The organism is [Micrococcus luteus] ATCC 49442 (genome assembly GCF_010367585.1).
Classification (GTDB): domain Bacteria; phylum Actinomycetota; class Actinomycetes; order Actinomycetales; family Micrococcaceae; genus Arthrobacter; species Arthrobacter luteus_A.
This window is the reverse complement of the sequence record NZ_JAAAXP010000001.1, coordinates 345,258-365,873: the sequence shown is the minus strand read 5'-3', so window position 1 is coordinate 365,873 and position 20,616 is coordinate 345,258. Positions and strand designations below refer to the sequence as shown.

14 protein-coding genes, 2 tRNA genes and 1 pseudogene are annotated in these 20,616 nt (G+C 64.7%); 8 read left to right on the top strand and 9 right to left on the bottom strand.

Features of this window, described 5'->3' with window-relative positions; translation table 11 throughout:
* Positions 1-22: 22 nt before the first annotated feature.
* The 7 genes from GUV69_RS01660 to ilvD all read right to left on the bottom strand — a co-directional run bounded on the left by GUV69_RS01660 (position 23) and on the right by ilvD (position 11,114).
* Positions 23-778 (bottom strand): ABC transporter ATP-binding protein, encoded by a 756-nt coding sequence (locus GUV69_RS01660; protein WP_164199142.1) that lies wholly within the window; start codon positions 776-778, stop codon positions 23-25.
* Entirely contained in the window at positions 775-3,570 is a 2,796-nt protein-coding gene (locus tag GUV69_RS01655) for an FtsX-like permease family protein (RefSeq protein WP_164199141.1), read from the bottom strand. Before GUV69_RS01655 ends, GUV69_RS01660 begins: the two co-directional genes overlap by 4 nt.
* Before the next feature lie 204 nt (positions 3,571-3,774).
* Positions 3,775-5,364 carry a phosphoglycerate dehydrogenase gene (gene serA / locus GUV69_RS01650; protein WP_164199139.1) on the bottom strand — a complete coding sequence of 530 codons (1,590 nt, stop codon included), beginning with the start codon at positions 5,362-5,364 and terminating at the stop codon, positions 3,775-3,777.
* Positions 5,365-5,490: 126 nt separating this feature from the next.
* On the bottom strand, positions 5,491-6,516 hold the full coding sequence (gene ilvC / locus GUV69_RS01645; RefSeq protein WP_164199137.1) for a ketol-acid reductoisomerase: 1,026 nt from the start codon (positions 6,514-6,516) through the stop codon (positions 5,491-5,493).
* Positions 6,517-6,597: 81 nt separating this feature from the next.
* Positions 6,598-7,110 (bottom strand): acetolactate synthase small subunit, encoded by a 513-nt coding sequence (gene ilvN / locus GUV69_RS01640; RefSeq protein WP_028271611.1) that lies wholly within the window; start codon positions 7,108-7,110, stop codon positions 6,598-6,600.
* Between the two features lie 2 nt (positions 7,111-7,112).
* Positions 7,113-9,020: an acetolactate synthase large subunit gene (locus GUV69_RS01635; RefSeq protein WP_164199135.1), complete on the bottom strand. Its 1,908-nt coding sequence runs from the start codon at positions 9,018-9,020 to the stop codon at positions 7,113-7,115.
* Between the two features lie 372 nt (positions 9,021-9,392).
* Positions 9,393-11,114, bottom strand: a complete 1,722-nt coding sequence (gene ilvD / locus GUV69_RS01630; RefSeq protein WP_164199134.1) for a dihydroxy-acid dehydratase — start codon at positions 11,112-11,114, stop codon at positions 9,393-9,395.
* A gap of 351 nt (positions 11,115-11,465) precedes the next feature.
* Between ilvD and GUV69_RS01625 the strand changes: the two genes are divergently transcribed.
* The 3 genes and pseudogenes from GUV69_RS01625 to GUV69_RS01615 all read left to right on the top strand — a co-directional run bounded on the left by GUV69_RS01625 (position 11,466) and on the right by GUV69_RS01615 (position 14,037).
* The gene (locus GUV69_RS01625; protein WP_164199131.1) at positions 11,466-12,677 is read left to right on the top strand and encodes a sunset domain-containing protein; all 1,212 of its coding nucleotides are present in this window, start codon (positions 11,466-11,468) and stop codon (positions 12,675-12,677) included.
* Positions 12,607-13,846 (top strand): annotated as a pseudogene (locus GUV69_RS01620) (PQQ-dependent sugar dehydrogenase). Before GUV69_RS01625 ends, GUV69_RS01620 begins: the two are co-directional and overlap by 71 nt.
* A gap of 115 nt (positions 13,847-13,961) precedes the next feature.
* A tRNA-Lys gene (locus tag GUV69_RS01615) sits at positions 13,962-14,037 on the top strand.
* Positions 14,038-14,179: 142 nt separating this feature from the next.
* Here GUV69_RS01615 and GUV69_RS01610 read toward each other — a convergent pair.
* Positions 14,180-14,797, bottom strand: coding sequence for a hypothetical protein (locus GUV69_RS01610; protein WP_164199129.1), 618 nt, complete (start codon positions 14,795-14,797; stop codon positions 14,180-14,182).
* 189 nt (positions 14,798-14,986) lie between these two features.
* A complete protein-coding gene (locus GUV69_RS01605) occupies positions 14,987-15,442 on the bottom strand; it encodes a MarR family winged helix-turn-helix transcriptional regulator (RefSeq protein WP_164206117.1) in 456 nt (151 codons plus the stop codon).
* A gap of 96 nt (positions 15,443-15,538) precedes the next feature.
* Between GUV69_RS01605 and bcp the strand changes: the two genes are divergently transcribed.
* From bcp to GUV69_RS01580, 5 genes are all read left to right on the top strand, one after another.
* Positions 15,539-16,012 carry a thioredoxin-dependent thiol peroxidase gene (bcp, locus tag GUV69_RS01600; protein ID WP_164199127.1) on the top strand — a complete coding sequence of 158 codons (474 nt, stop codon included), beginning with the start codon at positions 15,539-15,541 and terminating at the stop codon, positions 16,010-16,012.
* Positions 16,013-16,167: 155 nt separating this feature from the next.
* A tRNA-Leu gene (locus GUV69_RS01595) sits at positions 16,168-16,249 on the top strand.
* Between the two features lie 221 nt (positions 16,250-16,470).
* A complete protein-coding gene (locus GUV69_RS01590; RefSeq protein WP_164199125.1) occupies positions 16,471-17,142 on the top strand; it encodes a fasciclin domain-containing protein in 672 nt (223 codons plus the stop codon).
* A gap of 263 nt (positions 17,143-17,405) precedes the next feature.
* A complete protein-coding gene (locus GUV69_RS01585) occupies positions 17,406-19,028 on the top strand; it encodes an ABC transporter substrate-binding protein (RefSeq protein WP_208786691.1) in 1,623 nt (540 codons plus the stop codon).
* 79 nt (positions 19,029-19,107) lie between these two features.
* A complete protein-coding gene (locus GUV69_RS01580; RefSeq protein WP_164199123.1) occupies positions 19,108-20,610 on the top strand; it encodes a malate:quinone oxidoreductase in 1,503 nt (500 codons plus the stop codon).
* Positions 20,611-20,616 lie beyond the last annotated feature (6 nt).

Genomic DNA, 20,616 nt, shown 5'->3' with positions numbered 1-20,616 from the left:
ACTTTCGGTGCGGAGGGACGGGCTAGATGAGTTCTGTCAGCGTATCGCTCAGGCGGACCAGTTCGTGGTCGTGCGAGGCGACCAGCACCGCGATGCCGTCCGAGGTGGTGTCCTTGAGGATGCTGATGATGCGGTTGGCGGAGGCCCGGTCGAGGCTGGCAGTGGGCTCATCCACCACCAGCACGCGGGTCCCCAGGATCAGCGCACGCGCGATCGCCACACGCTGGCGTTCACCGCCGGAGAGCTGCGCGGGGCGGTGGCGCATCCGGCGGCCCAGGCCCACCAGGTCCAGGAGGTCCTTGGCCATGTCGCGGCGCTGGTCCACCTCGCCGTCGGGCACGGCGGGCAGCAGGACATTTTCCAGTGCGCTCATGCCGTCGATCAGGGCACCGCCCTGGTCCACGTAACCAATCAGGGCCCGACGGCGGTCGGCGATTTCGTCGTCGCCCATGCTTTCGAGCGAATCGCCTTCCCAGAAGACACGCCCCGACGTCGGCAGCGTCAGTCCTGCGCCGACGGTCAGGATGCTGGTCTTGCCCGAGCCGCTTCGGCCGGCGACGCAGTGCATCTCGCCGGCGTGCAGGGTGAGGTCGAAACCTTCGACAACGCTGACGGCCTCCGCTCCGCCCTTGCCGCCGCCGTAGCGGATGGTGATATCGCTCAGCTCCAGCGGGGTCCCGTGGTCCGCGGCCTTGACGATGGTGTTGGCGCGGGTCTGCAGGGGCGCATCAGCAGCGCCGGACCTCCGGCTCCGGTGAACATTCGTCTGGTTTGTCATTGGACCACTTTCGTTGCAATCGGTATCCAGCAAAGTACAGCCACGAGGCCGGCGACGCCGGCCCATAGGGCGGCATACGGGGCAAGGAGGAGCCCGATGCCCAGCGCGCCGAGGACGCCCAGTGGCAGTGCCACGGTCCCCACCAGCGCATTTTCGAAGAGGCGGACCTGGCGGAGCATGTCCGGGTTCCAGCCCATCGCTTCGAGGATCCCCAGGTACTGGCGTTTGGCGTTCAGCTCAAACCTGCCCGTCACCAGGGTGAGTATCAGGCCGACGGCGACACCGGCGAGAGCCAGCATCATACTCGGCAGGGCGACGCTGGCCGCAGCAAGTCCGCTGAGGGCGCTCGCGCCGGCAGCGCGGGGAATGTCGATCAGCAACGCCACCAGGCCGCCCACCGCGGCGCCGAAGACACCTACTGCGACTGCCAGGGACAAGGTGTTGAACTTGTTGGTGCTGAGCTGGCGGTTGGCAAAGGTCAGCGGTGAATCCACCGGGATCAGCCGCTCATCGTGCTGTGGTTCCTGGTCCACTTCGTCGCGGTGGCGAAGCTGCTGGGCGGCGAAGAAGGCTGCCGCCGCATAGAGGGCCAGGACGGCGGCGGACACAACTGCCGTGGTCAGGCTCCAACTCACGAGGCTCAGCACAATCCCGGCTACCGCAAGCAGTGCCGCGCCAACCCCGAATTCCTCGAGCACCCAGCTGCGGATCCGCCGCTGGGTCCAGCCCATGGCGCGCAGGGTCCCGGCTTCGCGTTTGCGTTTCCGGATGTAGCTGACCGTGGACGCACCGGTGAGCAGCGCGGCGCCGCACAGGGTCAGGAACAGCAGCGTGACGTTGGTGCCGGTCAGTGACCCCGTGACGGCGTCGGCAGCGTTCTGCCGGACCCAGGACTGCTGGACGGTGCCCAGGTCAGACTCCTTGCCGGCGTCATCCTTGGAGTATCCGGGGACGAAGATGCTGGCGTCCTCGCGCGCCGAACCGGCCACCACGGTGGCTTCCAGGCCCATCGCGCGGATCTCGGAGGCAAGCTTTTCGACGTCGGGCTGTGCTTCCTTCCAGCTGCCGGGGGCCTTCGCCCGGACGCGGACAGCGTCGATCACGGCCGCGTTGTCCTTGTAGCCGCGGGCCGCAGCAAGGCCGTAGTAGTCGGTGATGGCGCCGGCGGACTGGCTGGCCAGCCCGGTGGCGCTGAGTGAGGGCTTGAGGTCCGTGGCGGCCACGGCGTTGCCGTCTGCATCCTTGGTGAGGGTCAGCGGGGTCGGATCGTAGCCGCCCAGGGGAAGGCGGTTGACGTCGCCGGCGGCTGCTTCAACGGCCGAGGGGTCGAACGTTCCGTAGACCATGGCCAGCGGGGCGGCGAGTTTCTCCCCCGTAGCCAGATCCTCGCGGTAGGACCTTTCATCCACGGGTTCACGCTGCGTCTGGTCAACCGGGGCTCCGTTGGCGCCCTTTTCCGGCAGCCGGTTGACCGTGACCCAGTCCCCCGGGGTGGCCGTCTTCTGGACGGCCCCGTTGGCGGCTGCCTCGCCGTCGGCGTACTTCGGTGCGGCGGCAAAGTCGGTGCTCCACGTGGCCGGGGTGTACAGGCCCTGGTTGAAGTTGCCCTGGGCGCCGAGAAGCGAGGAATGGTCGGTGGAACCCGGCCAGGACAGTGCAAACGGATCCTTGGAGACGAACGGCAGGTAGTCCTTGTCCAGTGAGCGCGACGCCGTGCCCACTTCCTTGACCACCTTGCCGGAGGCGTCCACTTCCTCGATCTTGACGTTGTACTTCAGGTCCAGGGAGGTGCCGGAGCGCACAATCAGGGGGATGCCCTGGGAGTCAGCGGTGAGCTGACCGGTCCGCTTGGCCTGCTGGTACTGGGTCATCAGCGGCGCCCAGTACTTGAGCTTGACGCCCAGGAAGTCCGGGCCTTCTTCCAGGTCTTCCATGCTGATGCCGTTGGTGAAGAGGCTTTCGAAGTGGCGCCCGATGGCACCGGCATTGCGGGCATCCGCGGGCGGTGCCTTCTCCAGCGGAGCCAGGAAATCGCCTGCCGAACCCAGCAGCGCGCGCTCAGCCACGGGGTCGACGGCGACAACGGACTCAGTCACCTCAGGTGACAGTGGCAGCGACACAGAAAGGTTGAACAGGTTGTGTTCGGAACCGCCGGCCGGGGCGGGGAACTTGATGCCTGTTTCGCCTGCCGGAGGTGCGATCCGGATGCTGGTGCCGCCGGCCGTCTGTTCCTCGACGAGCTTTGCCTTGCCCAGTGTGCCCTCGGCGGAGGACTTGAACAGGACCTGCTCGGAGACGCCGTCGGAGCTGACTGCACTGGCGGTCAGACGGTACTTCTTGGGCGTGTCACTCAGCACGGACTCCGCCGCCGGCCATTTGGCGGGGTCGGTGGCTCCGGCCGCCTGGTCCGTGGTGGCCGTGCCGGCAAGGCCTGCGTTGTAGCCCAGGAAGTCCATGGCATCGAGGCGGGGAGCTTCAAGGTTCTGCGTCACGCGTGACACGAGGCTGATAGGGGCGGCAACGGACGTCTCGGACAGTTTGCCGATGGACTCGAGCTGGTCGAAGCTGATGCCTCCCCCGCCGTTGGCGATCTCCGGCTGCATCAGCGGTGAGGATCCGGCCTTGGCCTGGACGAGGACGTCGTAGAGACCCCGCGAGTTTTCATCAACCGTTCGCTTCAATGCTGCTTGCGATTGACCTTGGACGAGGACCGACAAGCACATTGCTGCGATCAAGATGGCCGCGGTCAGCAGCAGCACTTTGCTTCTGATGAACCTCTGGACGGCGTTCATTGGGCTCCCTGAAACCTGGATTGCGTGCGCACACCACGGTCCGCGGACAGCGGACATCATGGAATTCCTGCCGGGTGTGCAAAAAGTATTGGCCGGCCTGCCGGCGGTGTCCTGAATCAGGACCTAGCCATTGTAAGCAGACCGGCCAATCATACGCGGCCGGGGTAAAACCCGGGCCGCGCGTCATTCTCGGTGTTGCGGATCTCAGTCCTCGAGATCGACCTCACGGACCATCTCGGCACCGATGCCGGCCTTGATGGCATCCAGCACCTGCTGGGGCACGGAGCTGTCGATGGTGAGCAGGGCGAGCACCTGGCCGCCCTCGTCCTGGCGTGCCACCTGCATGCCGGCGATGTTGATGTTGTTCATGCCCAGGATGTGTCCGATGGTTCCGATCACGCCCGGGCGGTCCGCGTAGGAGACCACAACGAGGTGCTCGCTGATGGGGATCTCGAGCTCGAAGCCGTTGATTCCCACCAGCTTCTGGACCTGCTTGGGCCCGGTCAGGGTACCGGCGACGGAAATCTGTGTGCCGTCGCTGAGGGCTCCGCGCAGGGTGAGGAGGTTGCGGTAGGACTCGGTGTCCGGCGTGGTGATCAGGCGGACGTTGATGCCGCGCTGTTCGGCGATGACCGGCGCATTGACGTAGGAAACCTGTTCGGTCACGACGTCCGCGAAGATTCCCTTCAGGGCGGCGAGTTCGAGCACCTTGACATCAAGGGACGAGATTTCGCCGGCCACCTCGACGTCGAACTGGGTGAGCGACGCGTGGGTCAGGGCGGTGAAGATGCGGCCCAGCTTCTCGATCAGCGGGATGCCCGGGCGGACGTCGGGGGCAATCACGCCGCCGGCCACGTTCACCGCATCCGGAACGAGTTCGCCGGCCAGGGCCAAGCGTACCGATTTGGCGACGGAGACGCCGGCCTTTTCCTGGGCCTCGTCGGTGGACGCTCCAAGGTGCGGCGTGACCACGACGTTGTCCAGCTTGAAGAACGGCAGGTCTGTGCTGGGCTCCTTGGAGAAGACGTCAACACCGGCACCTGCGATTTCGCGGTCCTGGAGGGCTGTGAAGAGTGCTTCTTCGTCCACCAGACCGCCACGGGCAACGTTGACCACGTATGCGGTGCTCTTCATCTTCTTGAAGGCGTCAGCGCCGAGCATGCCTACCGTCTCGGGCGTCTTGGGCATGTGGATGGTGATGAAGTCCGACTGGGCGAGAAGCTCGTCGAGGGTCACCAGCTGCACGCCAAGCTGCGCCGCGCGGGCTGAGGTGATGTAGGGGTCGTAGGCGAGGATCTTGGTGTCGAAGCCCTTGAGGCGGGCGGCGACCAGGGCGCCGATCCTGCCGAGGCCGATGATGCCGATCTTCTTCTCGAACAGTTCGATGCCCGTGTACTTGGAGCGCTTCCACTCGCCGTCCTTGAGCGCCGAGCTTGCCTGCGGAATGTGGCGGGCGAGGCTGAGGATGTGGCCAACGGTCAATTCGGCCGCCGAGATGATGTTCGACGTCGGGGCGTTGACAACCATAACGCCGGCCTGGGTGGCGGCCTTGATGTCAACATTGTCCAGGCCAACTCCTGCGCGGGCGATGACTTTGAGGTTCTTGGCTGCGGCAATGGCTTCGGCGTCCACCTGGGTGGCGGAGCGGACCAGGATGGCGTCCACATCCGCGATGGCGGAAAGCAGTTGGGACCGGTCGGCGCCGTCGGTCTGGCGGATTTCGAAGTCCGGGCCCAGGGCCTCGATCGTGGCGGGCGAAAGTTCTTCGGCGAGCAGTACTACGGGTTTTGACACGGGTGATCCTCTGCGTTGCAGTCCTTGGGATGGAACAAGTCTAGGCGGACGGAAGGGCCGGGCTCACATTGTTAAGTGAACCCGGCCCCCACCATGGCACCCCGAACGGGTACCGGCACAGCAGCCTTAGCGGGCTGCCGAGCCCTCTACGTAGTCCGCGTCCTGCTGCTGCCACGCGAAGAGGGAGCGCAGCTCGCGGCCGACTTCCTCGATCGGGTGCTGCTCGGCCTTGGCGCGCAGGGCCTTGAACTCTACGCCGCCGTTGTCCTGGTCGTCGATGAAGCGCTTGGCAAAGGCGCCGCTCTGGATGTCCGCGAGGACAGCCTTCATGTTTTCCTTCACCTCGGGGGTGATGACGCGGGGGCCGGAGACGTAGTCGCCATATTCGGCCGTGTCGGAAACGCTCCAGCGCTGCTTGGCGATGCCGCCTTCCCACATGAGGTCAACGATGAGCTTCAGTTCGTGAAGCACCTCGAAGTAGGCAATCTGCGGCTGGTAACCGGCTTCGGTCAGGGTTTCGAAGCCGTACTGGACCAGCTGCGACACGCCGCCGCAGAGGACGGACTGCTCGCCGAAGAGGTCGGTTTCGGTCTCTTCGGTGAAGGTGGTCTTGATGACGCCTGCACGGGTACCGCCAATGGCCTTGGCGTAGGACTTGGCCAGGTCCCAGGCGGAACCGGTGGCGTCCTGCTCGACGGCGATGATGTCCGGGATGCCGCGGCCGGCTTCGAACTCGCGGCGGACGGTGTGGCCCGGAGCCTTCGGCGCGATCAGGATGACGTCAACGCCTTCGGGAGCTTCGATGTAGCCGAAGCGGATGTTGAAGCCGTGGGCGAAGGCAAGGGCCTTGCCGGCGGTCAGCTTGTCCTTGATGGAGTCGTTGAAGATGGCACGCTGGTGCTGGTCCGGAGCCAGGATCATGATGACGTCGGCCCATTCGGCAGCGTCGGCAACAGTCTTGACCGTGAAGCCTGCATCCTGGGCCTTGGCGATCGAGGAAGAACCTTCCTTGAGGGCGATGACAACTTCAACGCCGGAGTCGCGCAGGTTCAGCGCGTGGGCGTGGCCCTGGGAGCCGTAGCCGACGATGGCGACTTTGCGGCCCTGGATGATGGAAAGGTCGGCGTCGTCGTCGTAAAACATTTCAGTCACTTGCGTAACTCCTTTTGAGTGGATTCTTCTGGTGTAAATGTGGTGCTGCGTACTGCACGGGCGTTGTGCCGCGCTTGGGAATCAAGCGCTGCGCAATGCCCTGTCACTCATGGAGCGGGATCCCCGTCCAACGGCCAGGGTGCCGGACTGCACAATTTCGCGGATGCCGAAGGGCTCAAGCACTGACAGCAGTGCGGTGAGCTTTTCGGGGTGGCCTGTTGCTTCAATGACCACGGAGTCTGTGGAGACGTCAACCACTGAAGCACGGAACAGGTCTGCAGCCTGGGTCACCTGCAGACGAGTTGCGGCATCCGCACGTACCTTGACCAGGATGTGGTCTCGCTGTACGGAAGATTCGGAGGTGAGCTCAACAATCTTGATCACGTTGACCAGTTTATTGAGCTGCTTGGTGACCTGTTCAATCAGGTCACCATCGGCGTCGACGACGACGGTCATCCGGGACATGCCCGGAACTTCCGTCGGGCCGACGGCCAGGGAGTTGATGTTGAAGGCGCGGCGGGCGAAAAGGCTCGCGACGCGCGTCAGGACACCGGGCTTGTCTTCAACCAGAACAGACAGTGTGTGGCGGGTCATGCTCAGTCCTCCTCTTCCCATTCCGGGGTCATGTTGCGGGCAACCTGGATCTGGTCGTTGCTCACGCCGGCGGGCACCATCGGCCACACCATGGAGTCGGGGCTCACCACAAAATCGATGACCACGGGACGGTCGTTGATCTCGAGGGCCTTCTGGATGGTCGCATCGATGTCTTCGTCCCGCTCACAGCGGAACGAAGCGCAGCCGTAGGCCTCCCCCAGCTTGACGAAGTCAGGGATCCGGACGGTCTCGTGGCCGGTGTTCAGGTCGGTGTTGGAGTAGCGGCCCTCATAGAAGAGGGTCTGCCACTGCCGGACCATGCCCAGCGAGGAGTTGTTGATGACGGCAACCTTGATGGGGATCTTGTTGATGGCGCAGGTGGCCAGCTCCTGGTTGGTCATCTGGAAGCAGCCATCGCCGTCGATCGCCCAGACCACGCGGTCCGGCTCCCCCACCTTGGCACCCATTGCAGCCGGCACGGCGTAGCCCATGGTGCCGGCACCGCCCGAGTTCAGCCAGGCATGCGGGCGCTCGTACTTGATGAACTGCGCGGCCCACATCTGGTGCTGGCCGACGCCGGCAACGTAGATGCCTTCGGGGCCGGTCAGCGCGCCGATCCGTTCGATGACGCGCTGCGGGGCGGTCAGCCCGTCTTCCGGTTCCGTCCAGCCCAGAGGATAGGTTTCCTTGAGGTTGTTCAGGAAAGCCCACCACGTGGTGAGGTCCGGGGTGCCGGACGCGTCGAACTGGGACCGGATGGCCTCCGTGAGCTCGGGGATGATTTCCTTGACCGAACCCACAATGGGCACATCGGCGGTGCGGTTCTTGGAAATCTCCGCAGGATCGATGTCGGCATGGATGACCTTGGCGTTCGGGGCAAAGGTCTTCAGCACGCCGGTCACACGGTCGTCGAAGCGTGCGCCGAGGGTGATCAGGAGGTCGGACTGCTGCAGGGCGGTCACGGCCGAAACCGTACCGTGCATGCCCGGCATGCCCACGTGCTGCGGATGCGAGTCCGGGAACACGCCGCGCGCCATGAGGGTGGTGACCACCGGGGCTCCGGTCAGCTCCGCCAGTTCGCGGAGTTCAGCCGCGGCGTGGGCTTTCACCACACCGCCGCCCACATAGAGGACAGGCTTGCTGGCGGCGGCAATCAGCTTGGCCGCCTCGCGGACCTGCTTGTTGTGCCCCCGGGTTACCGGACGGTAGCCGGGTAAGTCGATTTTCGGCGGCCAGGAGAACGTCATCTGGCCCTGCTGGGCATCTTTCGCCACGTCCACCAGCACCGGACCGGGACGGCCGGTCGAGGCCAGGTGGAAGGCCTCGGCCATCACGTGCGGGATGTCATTGGGGTTCGTCACCAGGAACGAATGCTTGGTGATTGGCATGGTGATGCCAACAATGTCGGCTTCCTGGAACGCGTCGGTGCCGATCACACCGCTGGATACCTGGCCGGTGATGGCCACCAGCGGCACGGAGTCCATGTGGGCGTCCATGATGGCGGTAACGAGGTTGGTGGCACCAGGACCCGAGGTGGCGATGCAGACGCCCACCCGGCCCGTAACCATGGCATAGCCTTGCGCGGCGTGGCCGGCTCCCTGTTCGTGACGGACCAGGACGTGATTCATCCTGGAGGCCATCAAGGGGTCATAGGTAGGCAGGATCGCGCCACCAGGCAAACCAAATATATCGTCCACGCCGAGTTCTTCGAGCGAGCGGACAATAGCTTCTGAGCCGGTCATCACCGTTGGGGGTACAACGGTGTTCGGCCCAAGGACAGGAGAGACAGCGGCAAGATCAGTGACGACGGCGGCGTGGTCGGCCGTTCGATCGGCACGTTCCGGAGCCTTGGGGGCTCCAGCGGACTTAGTAGCCATCAGCGAGGGGCTGATCGGCGATCCTTTGCTCATCGGACTCTTCCTTGTGGATCACTTGTGTTTCTTGGAACTGCGGGGAATAAAAAAACCCCTCAGCCTTGGCGGCTCTTCGAGGGGTTTGCGCGTGACAGTTCGTTGCCGGGGCTAGTGTGCCACGCGCTTGGTAAGGACGACGACGGTGCCGACGGTAACGAAAGTCATGCGTTCAGTTTTCCCTCTGGTGTGACGGGTGTCAACGAGACGACATCCGATCTCACCATATGGACTTCATTGTCCACGGGCTGATCCTACCCCGAACCTCCGGCGCAAGCGCCGTCCGCTCGGGGCCCCGGGATCGGCCCTCATTAAGCCCTGCCGCCTCCGGCAGTAGCGTCGCCGCCGCCGGAGGCTTGAGGTACTCGGGTACTACCCGCAGTAGGCGCCGGTGGAGGCGCTGTGCACGAGCTTGGCGTACTTGGCGAGCACGCCCTTGGTGTATCGGGCCGGGAGCGGCTCCCAGCCGACCTTGCGGGCTTCGAGTTCGGCGTCGTCCACCAGGAGATCGAAGCTGCGGGCGGCGATGTCCACACGGATCCGGTCGCCGTCCTGGACGAAGGCGATGGGGCCGCCGTCGACAGCTTCGGGGGCGACGTGGCCGATGCACAGCCCGGTGGTGCCGCCGGAAAAGCGGCCGTCAGTGAGCAGCAGGACGTCCTTGCCCAGCCCGGCACCCTTGATGGCTCCGGTGATGGCGAGCATCTCGCGCATGCCCGGGCCGCCCTTGGGGCCTTCGTAGCGGATCACCACGACGTCACCGGCGTGGATTTTGCCGTTGTCCAACGCTTCCAGTGCGCCCTGCTCGCGCTCGAATACCCGGGCGGTCCCTTCAAAGACGTCGGCGTCGAAGCCTGCGCTCTTGACCACGGCGCCTTCGGGGGCCATCGAACCGTGCAGGATGGTGATACCGCCGGTCTTGTGGATCGGGTTGTCCAGGGCGCGCAGGATCTTGCCGTCCAAATCCGGCGGGTTGATCGCTGCAAGGTTTTCAGCGACGGTTTTGCCGGTGACGGTGAGGCAGTCCCCGTGCAGCAGGCCGGCGTCGAGCAGTGCGCGCATGATGACCGGCACGCCGCCGATCTTGTCGACGTCGGTCATCACGTAGCGGCCGAACGGCTTCAGGTCGCCCAGGTGCGGGATCTTGTCACCGATGCGGTTGAAGTCTTCGAGGCTCAGTTCGACCTCGGCTTCGCGGGCGATGGCCAGCAGGTGCAGGACCGCGTTGGTGGAACCACCGAAGGCCATGGTCACGGCGATGGCGTTCTCGAAGGCCTTCTTGGTCATGATGTCGCGGGCTGTGATGCCCAGTCGGAGCAGGTTGACTACCGCTTCGCCGGACTTGCGGGCGAATTCGTCACGACGGCGGTCCGCAGAGGGCGGAGCGGCGGAACCCGGCAGTGACATGCCCAGCGCTTCGCCGATGCAGGCCATGGTGTTGGCGGTGTACATGCCGCCGCAGGCGCCTTCGCCCGGGCAGATGGCCTTTTCGATGCGGGTCAGGTCCTCCATGCTCATCTTGCCTGCGGCGCAGGCGCCCACAGCCTCGAAGGCGTCAATGAGGGTGACTTCCTTTTCGGAACCGTCCTCCAGCTTGACCCAGCCCGGCATGATGGAACCGGCGTAGAGGAAAACGCTGGCCAGGTCCAGGCGGGCCGCGGCCATTAGCATGCCGGGCAGGGACTTATCGCAGCCGGCCAGCAGTACCGAGCCGTCGATGCGCTCTGCCTGCATCACGGTTTCCACGGAGTCGGCAATGACTTCGCGGGAGACCAGGGAGAAGTGCATGCCCTCGTGGCCCATCGAAATGCCGTCTGAAACGGAGATGGTGCCGAACTGCATGGGGAACCCGCCACCCGCGTGGACGCCTTCCTTGGCACCCTGGGCAAGCCGGTTCAGGGACAGGTTGCAGGGAGTGATTTCGTTCCACGAACTTGCGACGCCGATCTGCGGCTTCGCGAAGTCGTCGTCGCCCATACCGACGGCACGGAACATGCCACGCGCGGGGGCGGCGTGAATCCCGTCGGTGACAACCCGGCTGCGGGGCTTGATGTCAGGCTTGTTCTCAGTTGGTGTTTGGCTGTCGGCACTCATGGCTCAAAGTCTATGACTCCGAGCGGGAGCGAACGAACCGGAAACCGCCGCAGAAGCCCATTTTCGGCATTATTTCGTTCAAATAGTGGACTGGCGTCTCATATATTGAGACGCACGGTCTTGCGGCTCCCGGGAATCGGTTTGGTCAGGCCCTCCCGGACTGCTTTCGCTGCCCCATACACCCGGCCTGTCCGGTAAGAATGGCACCTTTCGAGGGGTCCCGCCGCTGGTAGCCATGGCTTTGACCTGCTTCGATCCCCGCACCGGACCTCCGGGAGCCTAGACAGCCACATTGGCCCCGACGTACCGTCAGGGAACAGTAACCATGCCATCCGGACTGAAGGGCCTGTTATGGATTTTATCTTCTGGATCATTGCAATTGTGCTGATTGTGGGGGTTGTGTGGTGGCTCCTGAACCGCAACAGCTCCGGCAATACCCGCGGCTCAGACACAGTCCGGCACGACGGCGGCCTGTCTGGTGGGAGCGCGGCTGCCTCTGCGGAGGCCGCCGGTACGGCGGGCCTCCCGGGTGCGGCCGGTTTCGGCGGTGCGGCGGAACCCGCGCCCCCAACAACTGCGGACGAAACACCCGCGCGGACTGGAACAGCGGCTGGTCAGCAGGACTTTGTGGCAAGCCCGGAAACCCGCACCCCCGTTGAGGCTGCCGGCGAGCCGGCCGCCGCGCGGAGAATGGACGCAGCTCCGGAGACCGGCACCGGAACGGATGCCGTGTCCGGACAGGAGACCCTGCCTTCACCTGGGATGCCGGCGACATTGGAACCGGAAGAAGCCGGGGAGCCGCTGGCCGCCGGGCGGTCCGCTGCAGGGCCCGCTGCCGCTGCAGGGCCCACATCACCCCGAGAGACCACGGCGCCCGACGCGGATGCTGCCGGTACGCAGGCTGGCGGCAGCCGGACTGATTCGGCGCGGCAAGCGGAAGACGAGTGGGAAACGCAGTGGTCTGAAGCCGGCGGGGCAACTCCGGCGGCCAGCCACAGGGCTGGCTCCGATGCACACACAGGCGCAGCCACCGGAGCGGCAAGTACTGGAGCCGCGACTACCGGTGCCGCCGCCATACCGGGTGCGGATGCGCAGGAAGTCAACGAGACCGGCCGCCAGGCTGGCCAGGACACTGGCTACGTTCATCACGCGGAGTACACAGACCCGCACGCCCCGACGCTTCCTGGCGCAGAAACAGCAGCTGCTGATGCCCTGACAGCGGACGACGCAGCGGTATATCCCGGGGGAAATACCCGCGAAACGCCTCCCGCCAGGCACGAGCAGGGGGTCGAACCGGCAGCGGCTGCCGGCGGCCGCTCCGAGCAAGGGGCCGAACCGATGGGCCATCTTGCCGCTGACCAGCCCTACGGCGCCGGCTCCGCGTCCCCCGGACCGGATGGCAGTGGCCCGGCCGATTTCGATGTCAAGGGTGACGCCAGCGCAATGGTCTACTACGAGGAGGGGCACCCGGACTATGAGCAGACCACGGCCGATGTCTGGTTCGAGTCGGCGGCCCACGCCGAGGCCGCCGGGTTCCGGGCTCCCCGCCGAAACCGCCGCTGACGGCACCGGTGCAGCTGGCCGGTCCCTGGCGGCCGCTGCACCCCGTGCCGGCGCCCTGGCTCTCTGCGTGGCCTTGGTTTTGTCCGGCTGCACAGGGGGCGGAAACGACGCGCCAACCGGCAGCGTGACGGGTACAGGCCCCGGCCCGGCACGTCCCGCCCCCGGGACTGCCGGGACCGGGACAGCGGGGCCCGGGCCAAGCGCCGCCGTCGCTCCGGCGGTTCAGACCCGGCTCGATCTCCAGCTCGATATTCCATGGGCCGCCGTGTTCCTGCCGAACGGCACGGCCATCATTTCCGAGCGTGATTCTGCGCTTCTCAAGGCAGTCAAGGACGGCCGGGCCACCACTATCGGGCAGGTCCCCGGTGTGACCCCGGGCGGCGAGGGGGGCCTGCTAGGGCTGGCGCTCTCGCCACAATTTCCCGCCGACAGCTACCTCTACATGTACTTCACGTCCGCCGAGGACAACCGCATTGCCCGTGTCACGGTGACCGAAGGACCTGACGGGTCACTGACGCTTGGCGATCCGGACGTTATTTTCACTGGCATCCCGAAGGCAGGAACCCACAACGGCGGCCGGATCCGGTTTGGCCCGGACGGCTTCCTCTATGTGGGCACGGGTGATTCCCAGCGCAGGGACCAGCCGCAGAATCCGGATGCGCTGGGCGGGAAGATCCTGAGGCTGACTGCGGACGGCGGCCCCGCACCCGGCAACCCCTTCGGCAACGCGGTGTACAGCCTCGGCCACAGGAACGTTCAGGGCCTGGCCTGGGACAGCGAAGGCAGGCTGTGGGGCCAGCGAATTCGGCCCGGATGTCAATGATGAGCTCAACCTGATCGTGCCGGGCGGCAATTATGGCTGGCCCGCAGTGACCGGCGCACCGCACCGCGGGGAGTTCCTCGATGCGAAAGTCGTGTGGCCGTCGACGGCGGAATCCTCCCCCAGCGGTTTGGAGATCGTGGGATCCACGGCCTTCCTCGGGGCGCTTCGCGGCCAACGCCTCTGGACTGTCGCCCTCAGCGGCGAAGAAGCCCACGCGCCTGTGGCCCATTTCACACGGGAGTATGGCAGGATCCGGGACGTCATCCGCACCCCGGAGGGCGGATTCTGGCTTCTCAGCAACAACCAAAACCCTGATTTTGTGCTGGTTTTGGCCCCTCCGGCCTGACCGAAGGAACGCCGACGGCGTCGATTTCACATGGGCATAAAGTTCGTGTAGAGTTTCATGTCGTTGCGGAGATCAACGGGGAAAGAAAAAGCCACGAAGATCACCGCGAAGAGATGCACCTCTAGCTCAATTGGCAGAGCAATTGACTCTTAATCAATGGGTTCCGGGTTCAAGTCCCGGGGGGTGCACCACGGAAACCCCGTCTTCATAGGCCACAAGCCTGAAGGCGGGGTTTCGCTTTCCCCTGAAATTCAGGACCGGACTATTTCCGGGCCATTTAGTTTCTTCCGGCAGGCGCCTGACGTTCGGCCAGGCCACCGCTGAAGGAACCGTTCAGCTCCCAGCCGGCACCGGATTGACGTGCACGATGATGACCTGAACATCTTTCGAACCGTCATAGCGGAGATCGTACGTGACCTGAAGTCCTGTTGACGTGCCCGGGGTCAGGGCGAAGTCGCTTTCTTTCCCGGGCCGGCTGGAGATTGACTCAATCCAGCCCTCGGCTGATCCGCTGTCGATGCCATAGCGGTCGACGCCCGCGCGAATCAGGGCCTTGTACTCCTCCAGGGTCCGGGCTGTGAGGAAGTACGTGACCTCAGTGAAATCGGATCGGGTGTTCAGGCCGTTGAGCCGGAGCCGGTCCGTCCGGGCGCTGACGGTACCGGCGGGCCCCTGGATATCGAGTGTCATCTCTCCGTCGCGTGTCTGGACGTCCGGCGCCTGGCTGCTGCCGTCTTCCAGGCCGACACTCTCTTTGGTGAGCCGGCCCGAGGACATATTCAACCGCACTGCCTTCGAAGCCTTGATCTGTTCAATGCCGGCCTTATCCAGGCGCGCATAGCCGTCAGCTGCGGCGGTAGGAGTGGTGACGGAGTCAGCGCCGCCATAGGGCACAACACAGCCGGTCAGGAAGAGTGGTACAGCCAGGACCACGAGGGCCAGTCGCTTCATTGTTTTCCCCCAAGAAAAGTCTGCGGCTCGGACGGCCTGTGCCAGTTTATGCCCGGTTCCGCCCGGACCCTGGGCGACGAATGCCTGCACTGGCTCCACAGCTAAGACGGGACGGACAAAAAAGAGGCACCACCGCTGCATTGCCTGCAGGTGTGATGCCGTGCTTGTTTTCCGAAAGCCGGGTAACTCTTAGCCCAGCGGTGCGCCGTCCACGAGGGCACGGGCAGCAGGCGACGCGAACTGGCTGGCCAGCTCACGAACCACTGCCTGGAGCTCCTGGCGCAGGACGTCCGGATCGATGGTCGCTGCGGCCAGGACCGACCGTTCCATTTCCACAGCTGCTACCGCTGCTTCCCGGCCGCTGTCGGTCAGGGAAACCACCTGGCTGCGGCGGTCAGAAGTGCTGCGAACGCGAACGACATGCCCGTGGGCTTCCAGCCGCGTGAGCGTCTTTCCCATCGTCTGGGCCTGGACACGGACAAACTGGGCCAGCTGGGCCTGTGTCATGGGCCCTTGGGCTGCCAGAACTTCGATGGCGATGACGCCGGCATGGGTCAGGCCGATAGCACTGAGCTTTTCGTTCCAGGAGTGTTCCACAAGGCGCGCCGCAGTCGATAGTAAGCGCCCCGTGGGCCAGCGATCCATGTCAGGCATACAAGCAAGTATAGCTAAGGCTGCTTCGCACCGGTTTCCGGATGCTTACTAGACTGGTGTGTCACGCCTGCAACAAGGAGATAAACAATGGCTGAAAGACTTTTGACCGGTGCAGTGGCGCCCGGTTTCACCCTGAAGGATTCGTCGGGTCAGGACGTGAGCCTGGCCTCAGGACAGGGCACCAGCACCATCGTCTACTTCTACCCGGCTGCGTCCACACCCGGCTGCACCAAAGAGGCGTGTGACTTCCGCGACAACCTGGCGTCCTTCGCGTCGGCCGGTTACCGCGTCCTGGGGGTCTCCCCCGACTCCGTGGAAAAGCTGGCCGCTTTTGCCGCCAAGGAGGATCTTGGTTTCCCGCTGCTTTCCGACGAGGACCATGCGGTGGCTGAGGCCTACGGGGCCTGGGGCGAAAAGAAAAACTACGGCCGCACCTACGAAGGCCTGATCCGGTCCACCATCGTGATCGATCCCGACGGCCGGGTGTCATTGGCCCAATACAACGTGCGGGCCACCGGGCATGTGGCGAAACTGCGGCGCGACCTCAAATTGGACGCGTAGGGCAGCCAGCCACCGGCGAACCGGAGGCGGCAGGGACAGACAGGAGCTGCCCTCCCCCGAGGCTACAATGGTTACTGGCATACGCCGTCGTACGCTTCCCTTCCTTGTCCAGCCGCTGGCCGTGAGGAGGAGAAGAGGACACCGGCACCTGCCAAGCGCGAGTGGTGAAATTGGCAGACACGCAGGATTTAGGTTCCTGTGCCTTCGGGCGTGGGGGTTCAAGTCCCCCCTTGCGCACAACATTCAGAGATCCCGGGCCCACGGCCCGGGATCTCTGCCGTTAACCCAAAAACAGCGATTCGAAAAAAGAATTTTTGATCCACCCATCTATTTCGGCGCTCCTCCCGAATACCCCGTGAGACACCAGCCAAGGGCAGGTGCCCACAGTCGGAACAGGTCAGGCCGCAGGCGCCACGTCCGCGGCAGGCAAGAAATCGGCACAACCTAGGAGAACTGAAATGCAGTCATTCAAGCGCACATCCTTCACCGTCGCAGGCGTTGCAGCTGCAGCCCTTTTGGGCCTTACCGCCTGCGGTGGAACCGCCACAACGACCCCCAGCTCTTCCGCTCCGGCCGCCGCGCCGTCCAGCATGGCTCCATCACCGTCAGCGTCAGCCAGCGCCTCCACTATGGATCCGGCCGCAAACCTCGTGGGCCCGGGCTGCGCCGGCTACGCCGAGCAGGTCCCCACCGGCGCCGGTTCCGTCTCCGGCATGGCGCTTGACCCGGTAGCAGTCGCCGCGTCCAACAACCCCCTCCTGACCACCCTCACGTCAGCTGTTTCGGGCAAGCTGAACCCGAAGGTTGACCTGGTGGACACGCTCAACGGAGCGGAATTCACGGTCTTCGCACCGGTGGACGACGCGTTTGCCAAGATCGATGCAGCCACCATCGAGACCCTGAAGACCGATGACGCCCTGCTGAGCAAGATCCTGACGTACCACGTGGTGCCCGGCCAGATCGCCCCGGACAAGATCGCCGGAACCCACGCCACGGTCCAGGGCGGCTCGGTCACCGTCACCGGCAGCGGGGACGCGCTCCAGGTCGACGGCGCCAACGTCATCTGCGGCGGCGTGCAGACCAAGAACGCTACGGTCTACCTCGTTGACACCGTCCTGATGCCCAAGTAACCCGGGCCCGCCCGTCACCCGGGCTCACGTCCAGGCAGCACCATGACATCCCGGCGGCCGGTTCCAGCAGGAACGGGGCGCCGGGATGTTCAGGCCCATGGGCAGTTGTCCCCTCGCGCGGGTACAGGGAACACCAAGACCGGTCAATTAGACTGTGTCACTGGCCCGCACCCCGCGGCGCCGGCCAGTGACAGCCCAGAGGTGATAGACGAGTGCCCAGCAGTACATCGCGGCGAACGGTCATCAAGACCGGCGCCGTTTTTATGGCGTTAGGCCTGACGGCCTGTACCGGTAACCCGTCGCCATCACCTTCATCAACCTCTCCCTCCACGGCGGCCGCCGGCGGGGAGCCCACCCAGACCTTCACCTTCGGCACCGCCTCCCAGCCGCTGGGACTGGACCCGGCGCTCTCAAGTGATGTTGAAAGTCACCGCGTCACCCGGCAAATCCTCGAAGGCCTGGTGGGTGTGGACCAGACCACCGGTAAACCCACCCCGCTGCTGGCCACGGAGTGGACCGAATCGGACGAGGGCCGCAGCTACACCTTCAAGCTCCGCAGCGGTGTCTCCTTCCAGGACGGCACACCCTTTAATGCCGACGCCGTATGCCAGAATTTCAACCGCTGGTTTGCGTTCTCCCCGGAACTGCGGACGAAGGCGCCGGGCATCACGTTCAAAAGCGTGTTCAAAGCGCACTCCGACGACGCCGCGCTCTCCATCTTCAAGAGCTGCACCGCAGTCTCTCCGGACACCGTCCGGATCGACCTCACCCAGCCCTTCACGGCCTTCCTCCAGGCCCTGACCCTGCCGGCCTTCGCCATGGCCTCCCCGGCAGCTTTGGCCTCGGGCACAGCCGACGTGCTGGACCAGACGCGGCACAGCAACGCCGTCTCGTCCTTCGCCACCAATCCGGTGGGAACCGGACCGTTCAAACTGGCGGCCTGGGACGAAACGAGCGTCCGCCTGATCACCCATGGGGACTACTGGGGTGAACGCGGACAAATCTCCACCATTAACTTCGTTACGTACGATCATCCGCAGACCCGGCTTCAGGCGCTGCTGGACGGCAAGATCGACGGTTACGACGCCGTCACGGTGGGGAACTTCGATCAGCTCGTCAAGCGCGGCATGCAGATTGTCCAGCGCGACCCGTTCTCCGTGATGTACCTGGGCATCAACCAGGAAATCCCCATCCTCCAAAACACCAAAGTCCGGCAGGCCATCGAGCTTGCCATCGACAAAGACACCCTGATCCGCAAGTTCTTTATCGACAACACCGCCAAGGCCACCCAGTTTGTTCCGCCAAAGATCAGCGGCTTCAACAACGAGGCTCCGGCGTTGGGCCACGATCCGGCCAAGGCGAAGGCCTACCTGGCCGAGGCGGGCTATGCGGGGGAAGAACTCCGGTTCTACTATCCGCTCAACGCCACCCGCCCCTACCTCCCCACGCCCGAGAAGATCTATGCCGAGCTCAGCCGGCAACTGACCGCCGTCGGCTTCAACGTCAAGCCTGTCCCGGTGGACTGGGCCGACGGGTACCTCCAGAAAGTGCAGTCCCCCGGCGACCACGCCCTCCATCTGCTCGGCTGGAACGGCGCGTACTCCGACGCCGAAAACTTTGTAGGCCCCCTCTTTGGCGAGAAGAATGGTGAGTTCGGCTACCAGGACCCGCAGGTTTTCTCCAAGATCAACCGGGCCCGCGGCCTGCCCGCCGGCGAAGAACGCGACGAGCTCTACCACACCATCAACGCCCAGATCGCTGCCACGGTCCCGGCCGTTCCCATCGCCTTTCCCATCTCGGCACTTGCATTGTCAGACCGCGTCAGCAGTTATCCGGCGTCGCCGGTCCTGAGTGAAGTTTTCACGAAGGTGCAGCTAAAGCCTTGACGGCCGGGCCCAATTTCAGTATGCGGGCCGGGCAGGGATATTCTTTGACAGCCAGAGCCGCTGCTATCGGAGACTGATTGTGACCTTCATATCAAAGACCCAACATGCCGACGTCGTCCTGATTGGCGGCGGCATCATGAGCGCCACCCTGGGTGCGTTCATCAAGCAGCTTGAGCCGAACTGGACCATTTCCCTGTTCGAGCGCCTTGACCAGCCGGGATTGGAGAGCTCCGACCCCTGGAATAACGCCGGAACCGGCCATGCCGCATTGTGCGAGCTCAACTACTCCCCCGCAGCCAAAGACGGCTCGGTCAACCCCGCCAAGGCCCTGCTGATTAACGAGCAGTTCCAGCTTTCCCGGCAGTTCTGGTCCCACTTGGTGGACGAGCAGCTGATCGGTTCGCCCAAGGGCTTCATCAACACCGTGCCGCACATGAGCTTCGTCATCGGCGAAAACAACACCAAGTTCCTCAAGACCCGCTATGAGGCACTGAAGCCTCATACGCTGTTCCGCAGCATGGAGTACTCCGAGGACCACGCACAGATCGCCAAGTGGGCGCCTCTCATCGTCAAGGGCCGCGACCCCAAGCAGCGCATCGCTGCCACCCGCGCCGCCGAGGGCACCGACGTCGACTTCGGGGCACTGACCCGTGAGCTGACCACGTACCTTGGGAACAACGGCGTCGAGGTTAATTACGGCCACGACGTGACCGGCATTTCAAAGGCGTCCGACGGCGGCTGGGACCTTTCGCTGAAGCACCCCCGGTCCGGTGAACACGGCAGGATCCACGCCAAGTTTGTGTTCGTTGGTGCGGGCGGCGGCGCCCTGCACCTCCTGCAGGCATCCGGCATTCCGGAGAGCAAGGGCTACGGCGGCTTCCCCGTGTCCGGCCAGTTCTTCCGCTGCACCGACGAGGCCCTCGCGGCCCAGCACAGCGCCAAGGTCTACGGCCAGGCCTCCGTGGGCGCCCCGCCCATGTCCGTGCCGCACCTGGACACGCGCTACGTCAACGGGAAGCGCTCCCTCCTGTTCGGCCCCTACGCCGGCTTCTCCACCAACTTCCTGAAGAACGGCTCGTACCTGGACCTGCCCCTGTCCATCCGCCCCGGCAACATCATTCCGATGCTCGCCGTGGCGAAGGACAACATGGACCTCACCGCGTACCTCGTCAAGGAGGTGGCCAAGCGCCACGGCGACAAGGTCGAGGCGCTTCGGGAGTACTACCCCGAGGCCAAGGACGGCGATTGGGAACTGATCACCGCCGGTCAGCGTGTACAGATCATCAAGAAGGATCCGAAAAAGGGCGGCGTGCTGCAGTTCGGCACTGAAGTCATCGCCGGCCGCGACGGCTCGATCGGTGCGCTCCTGGGCGCCTCGCCGGGCGCGTCCACGGCGGTGCCCATCATGATTGAACTGCTGCAGAAGGCCTTCCCCAAGAGCTTCAAGGGCTGGCAGGGCAAGCTCAAGGACATGATGCCCGGCTACGGTGTGAAGCTTGATGAGAACCCGGAACTGGCTGCGGCGATCGAGGCGGCTACCGCCAAGTCACTCCAGCTGGAAAGCGTTCCCGCCAACCACTGACGCAGC

Bases quoted from the DNA above. Each gene is read 5' to 3' on its own strand.
- GUV69_RS01660 (WP_164199142.1), bottom strand. From the start codon at position 778: ATGACAAACCAGACGAATGTTCACCGGAGCCGGAGGTCCGGCGCTGCT.
- GUV69_RS01655 (WP_164199141.1), bottom strand. From the start codon at position 3,570: ATGAACGCCGTCCAGAGGTTCATCAGAAGCAAAGTGCTGCTGCTGACC.
- ilvN (WP_028271611.1), bottom strand. From the start codon at position 7,110: ATGACCCGCCACACACTGTCTGTTCTGGTTGAAGACAAGCCCGGTGTC.
- GUV69_RS01635 (WP_164199135.1), bottom strand. From the start codon at position 9,020: ATGAGCAAAGGATCGCCGATCAGCCCCTCGCTGATGGCTACTAAGTCC.
- ilvD (WP_164199134.1), bottom strand. From the start codon at position 11,114: ATGAGTGCCGACAGCCAAACACCAACTGAGAACAAGCCTGACATCAAG.
- GUV69_RS01625 (WP_164199131.1), top strand. From the start codon at position 11,466: ATGGATTTTATCTTCTGGATCATTGCAATTGTGCTGATTGTGGGGGTT.
- GUV69_RS01610 (WP_164199129.1), bottom strand. From the start codon at position 14,797: ATGAAGCGACTGGCCCTCGTGGTCCTGGCTGTACCACTCTTCCTGACC.
- GUV69_RS01605 (WP_164206117.1), bottom strand. From the start codon at position 15,442: ATGGATCGCTGGCCCACGGGGCGCTTACTATCGACTGCGGCGCGCCTT.
- bcp (WP_164199127.1), top strand. From the start codon at position 15,539: ATGGCTGAAAGACTTTTGACCGGTGCAGTGGCGCCCGGTTTCACCCTG.
- GUV69_RS01590 (WP_164199125.1), top strand. From the start codon at position 16,471: ATGCAGTCATTCAAGCGCACATCCTTCACCGTCGCAGGCGTTGCAGCT.
- GUV69_RS01585 (WP_208786691.1), top strand. From the start codon at position 17,406: ATGGCGTTAGGCCTGACGGCCTGTACCGGTAACCCGTCGCCATCACCT.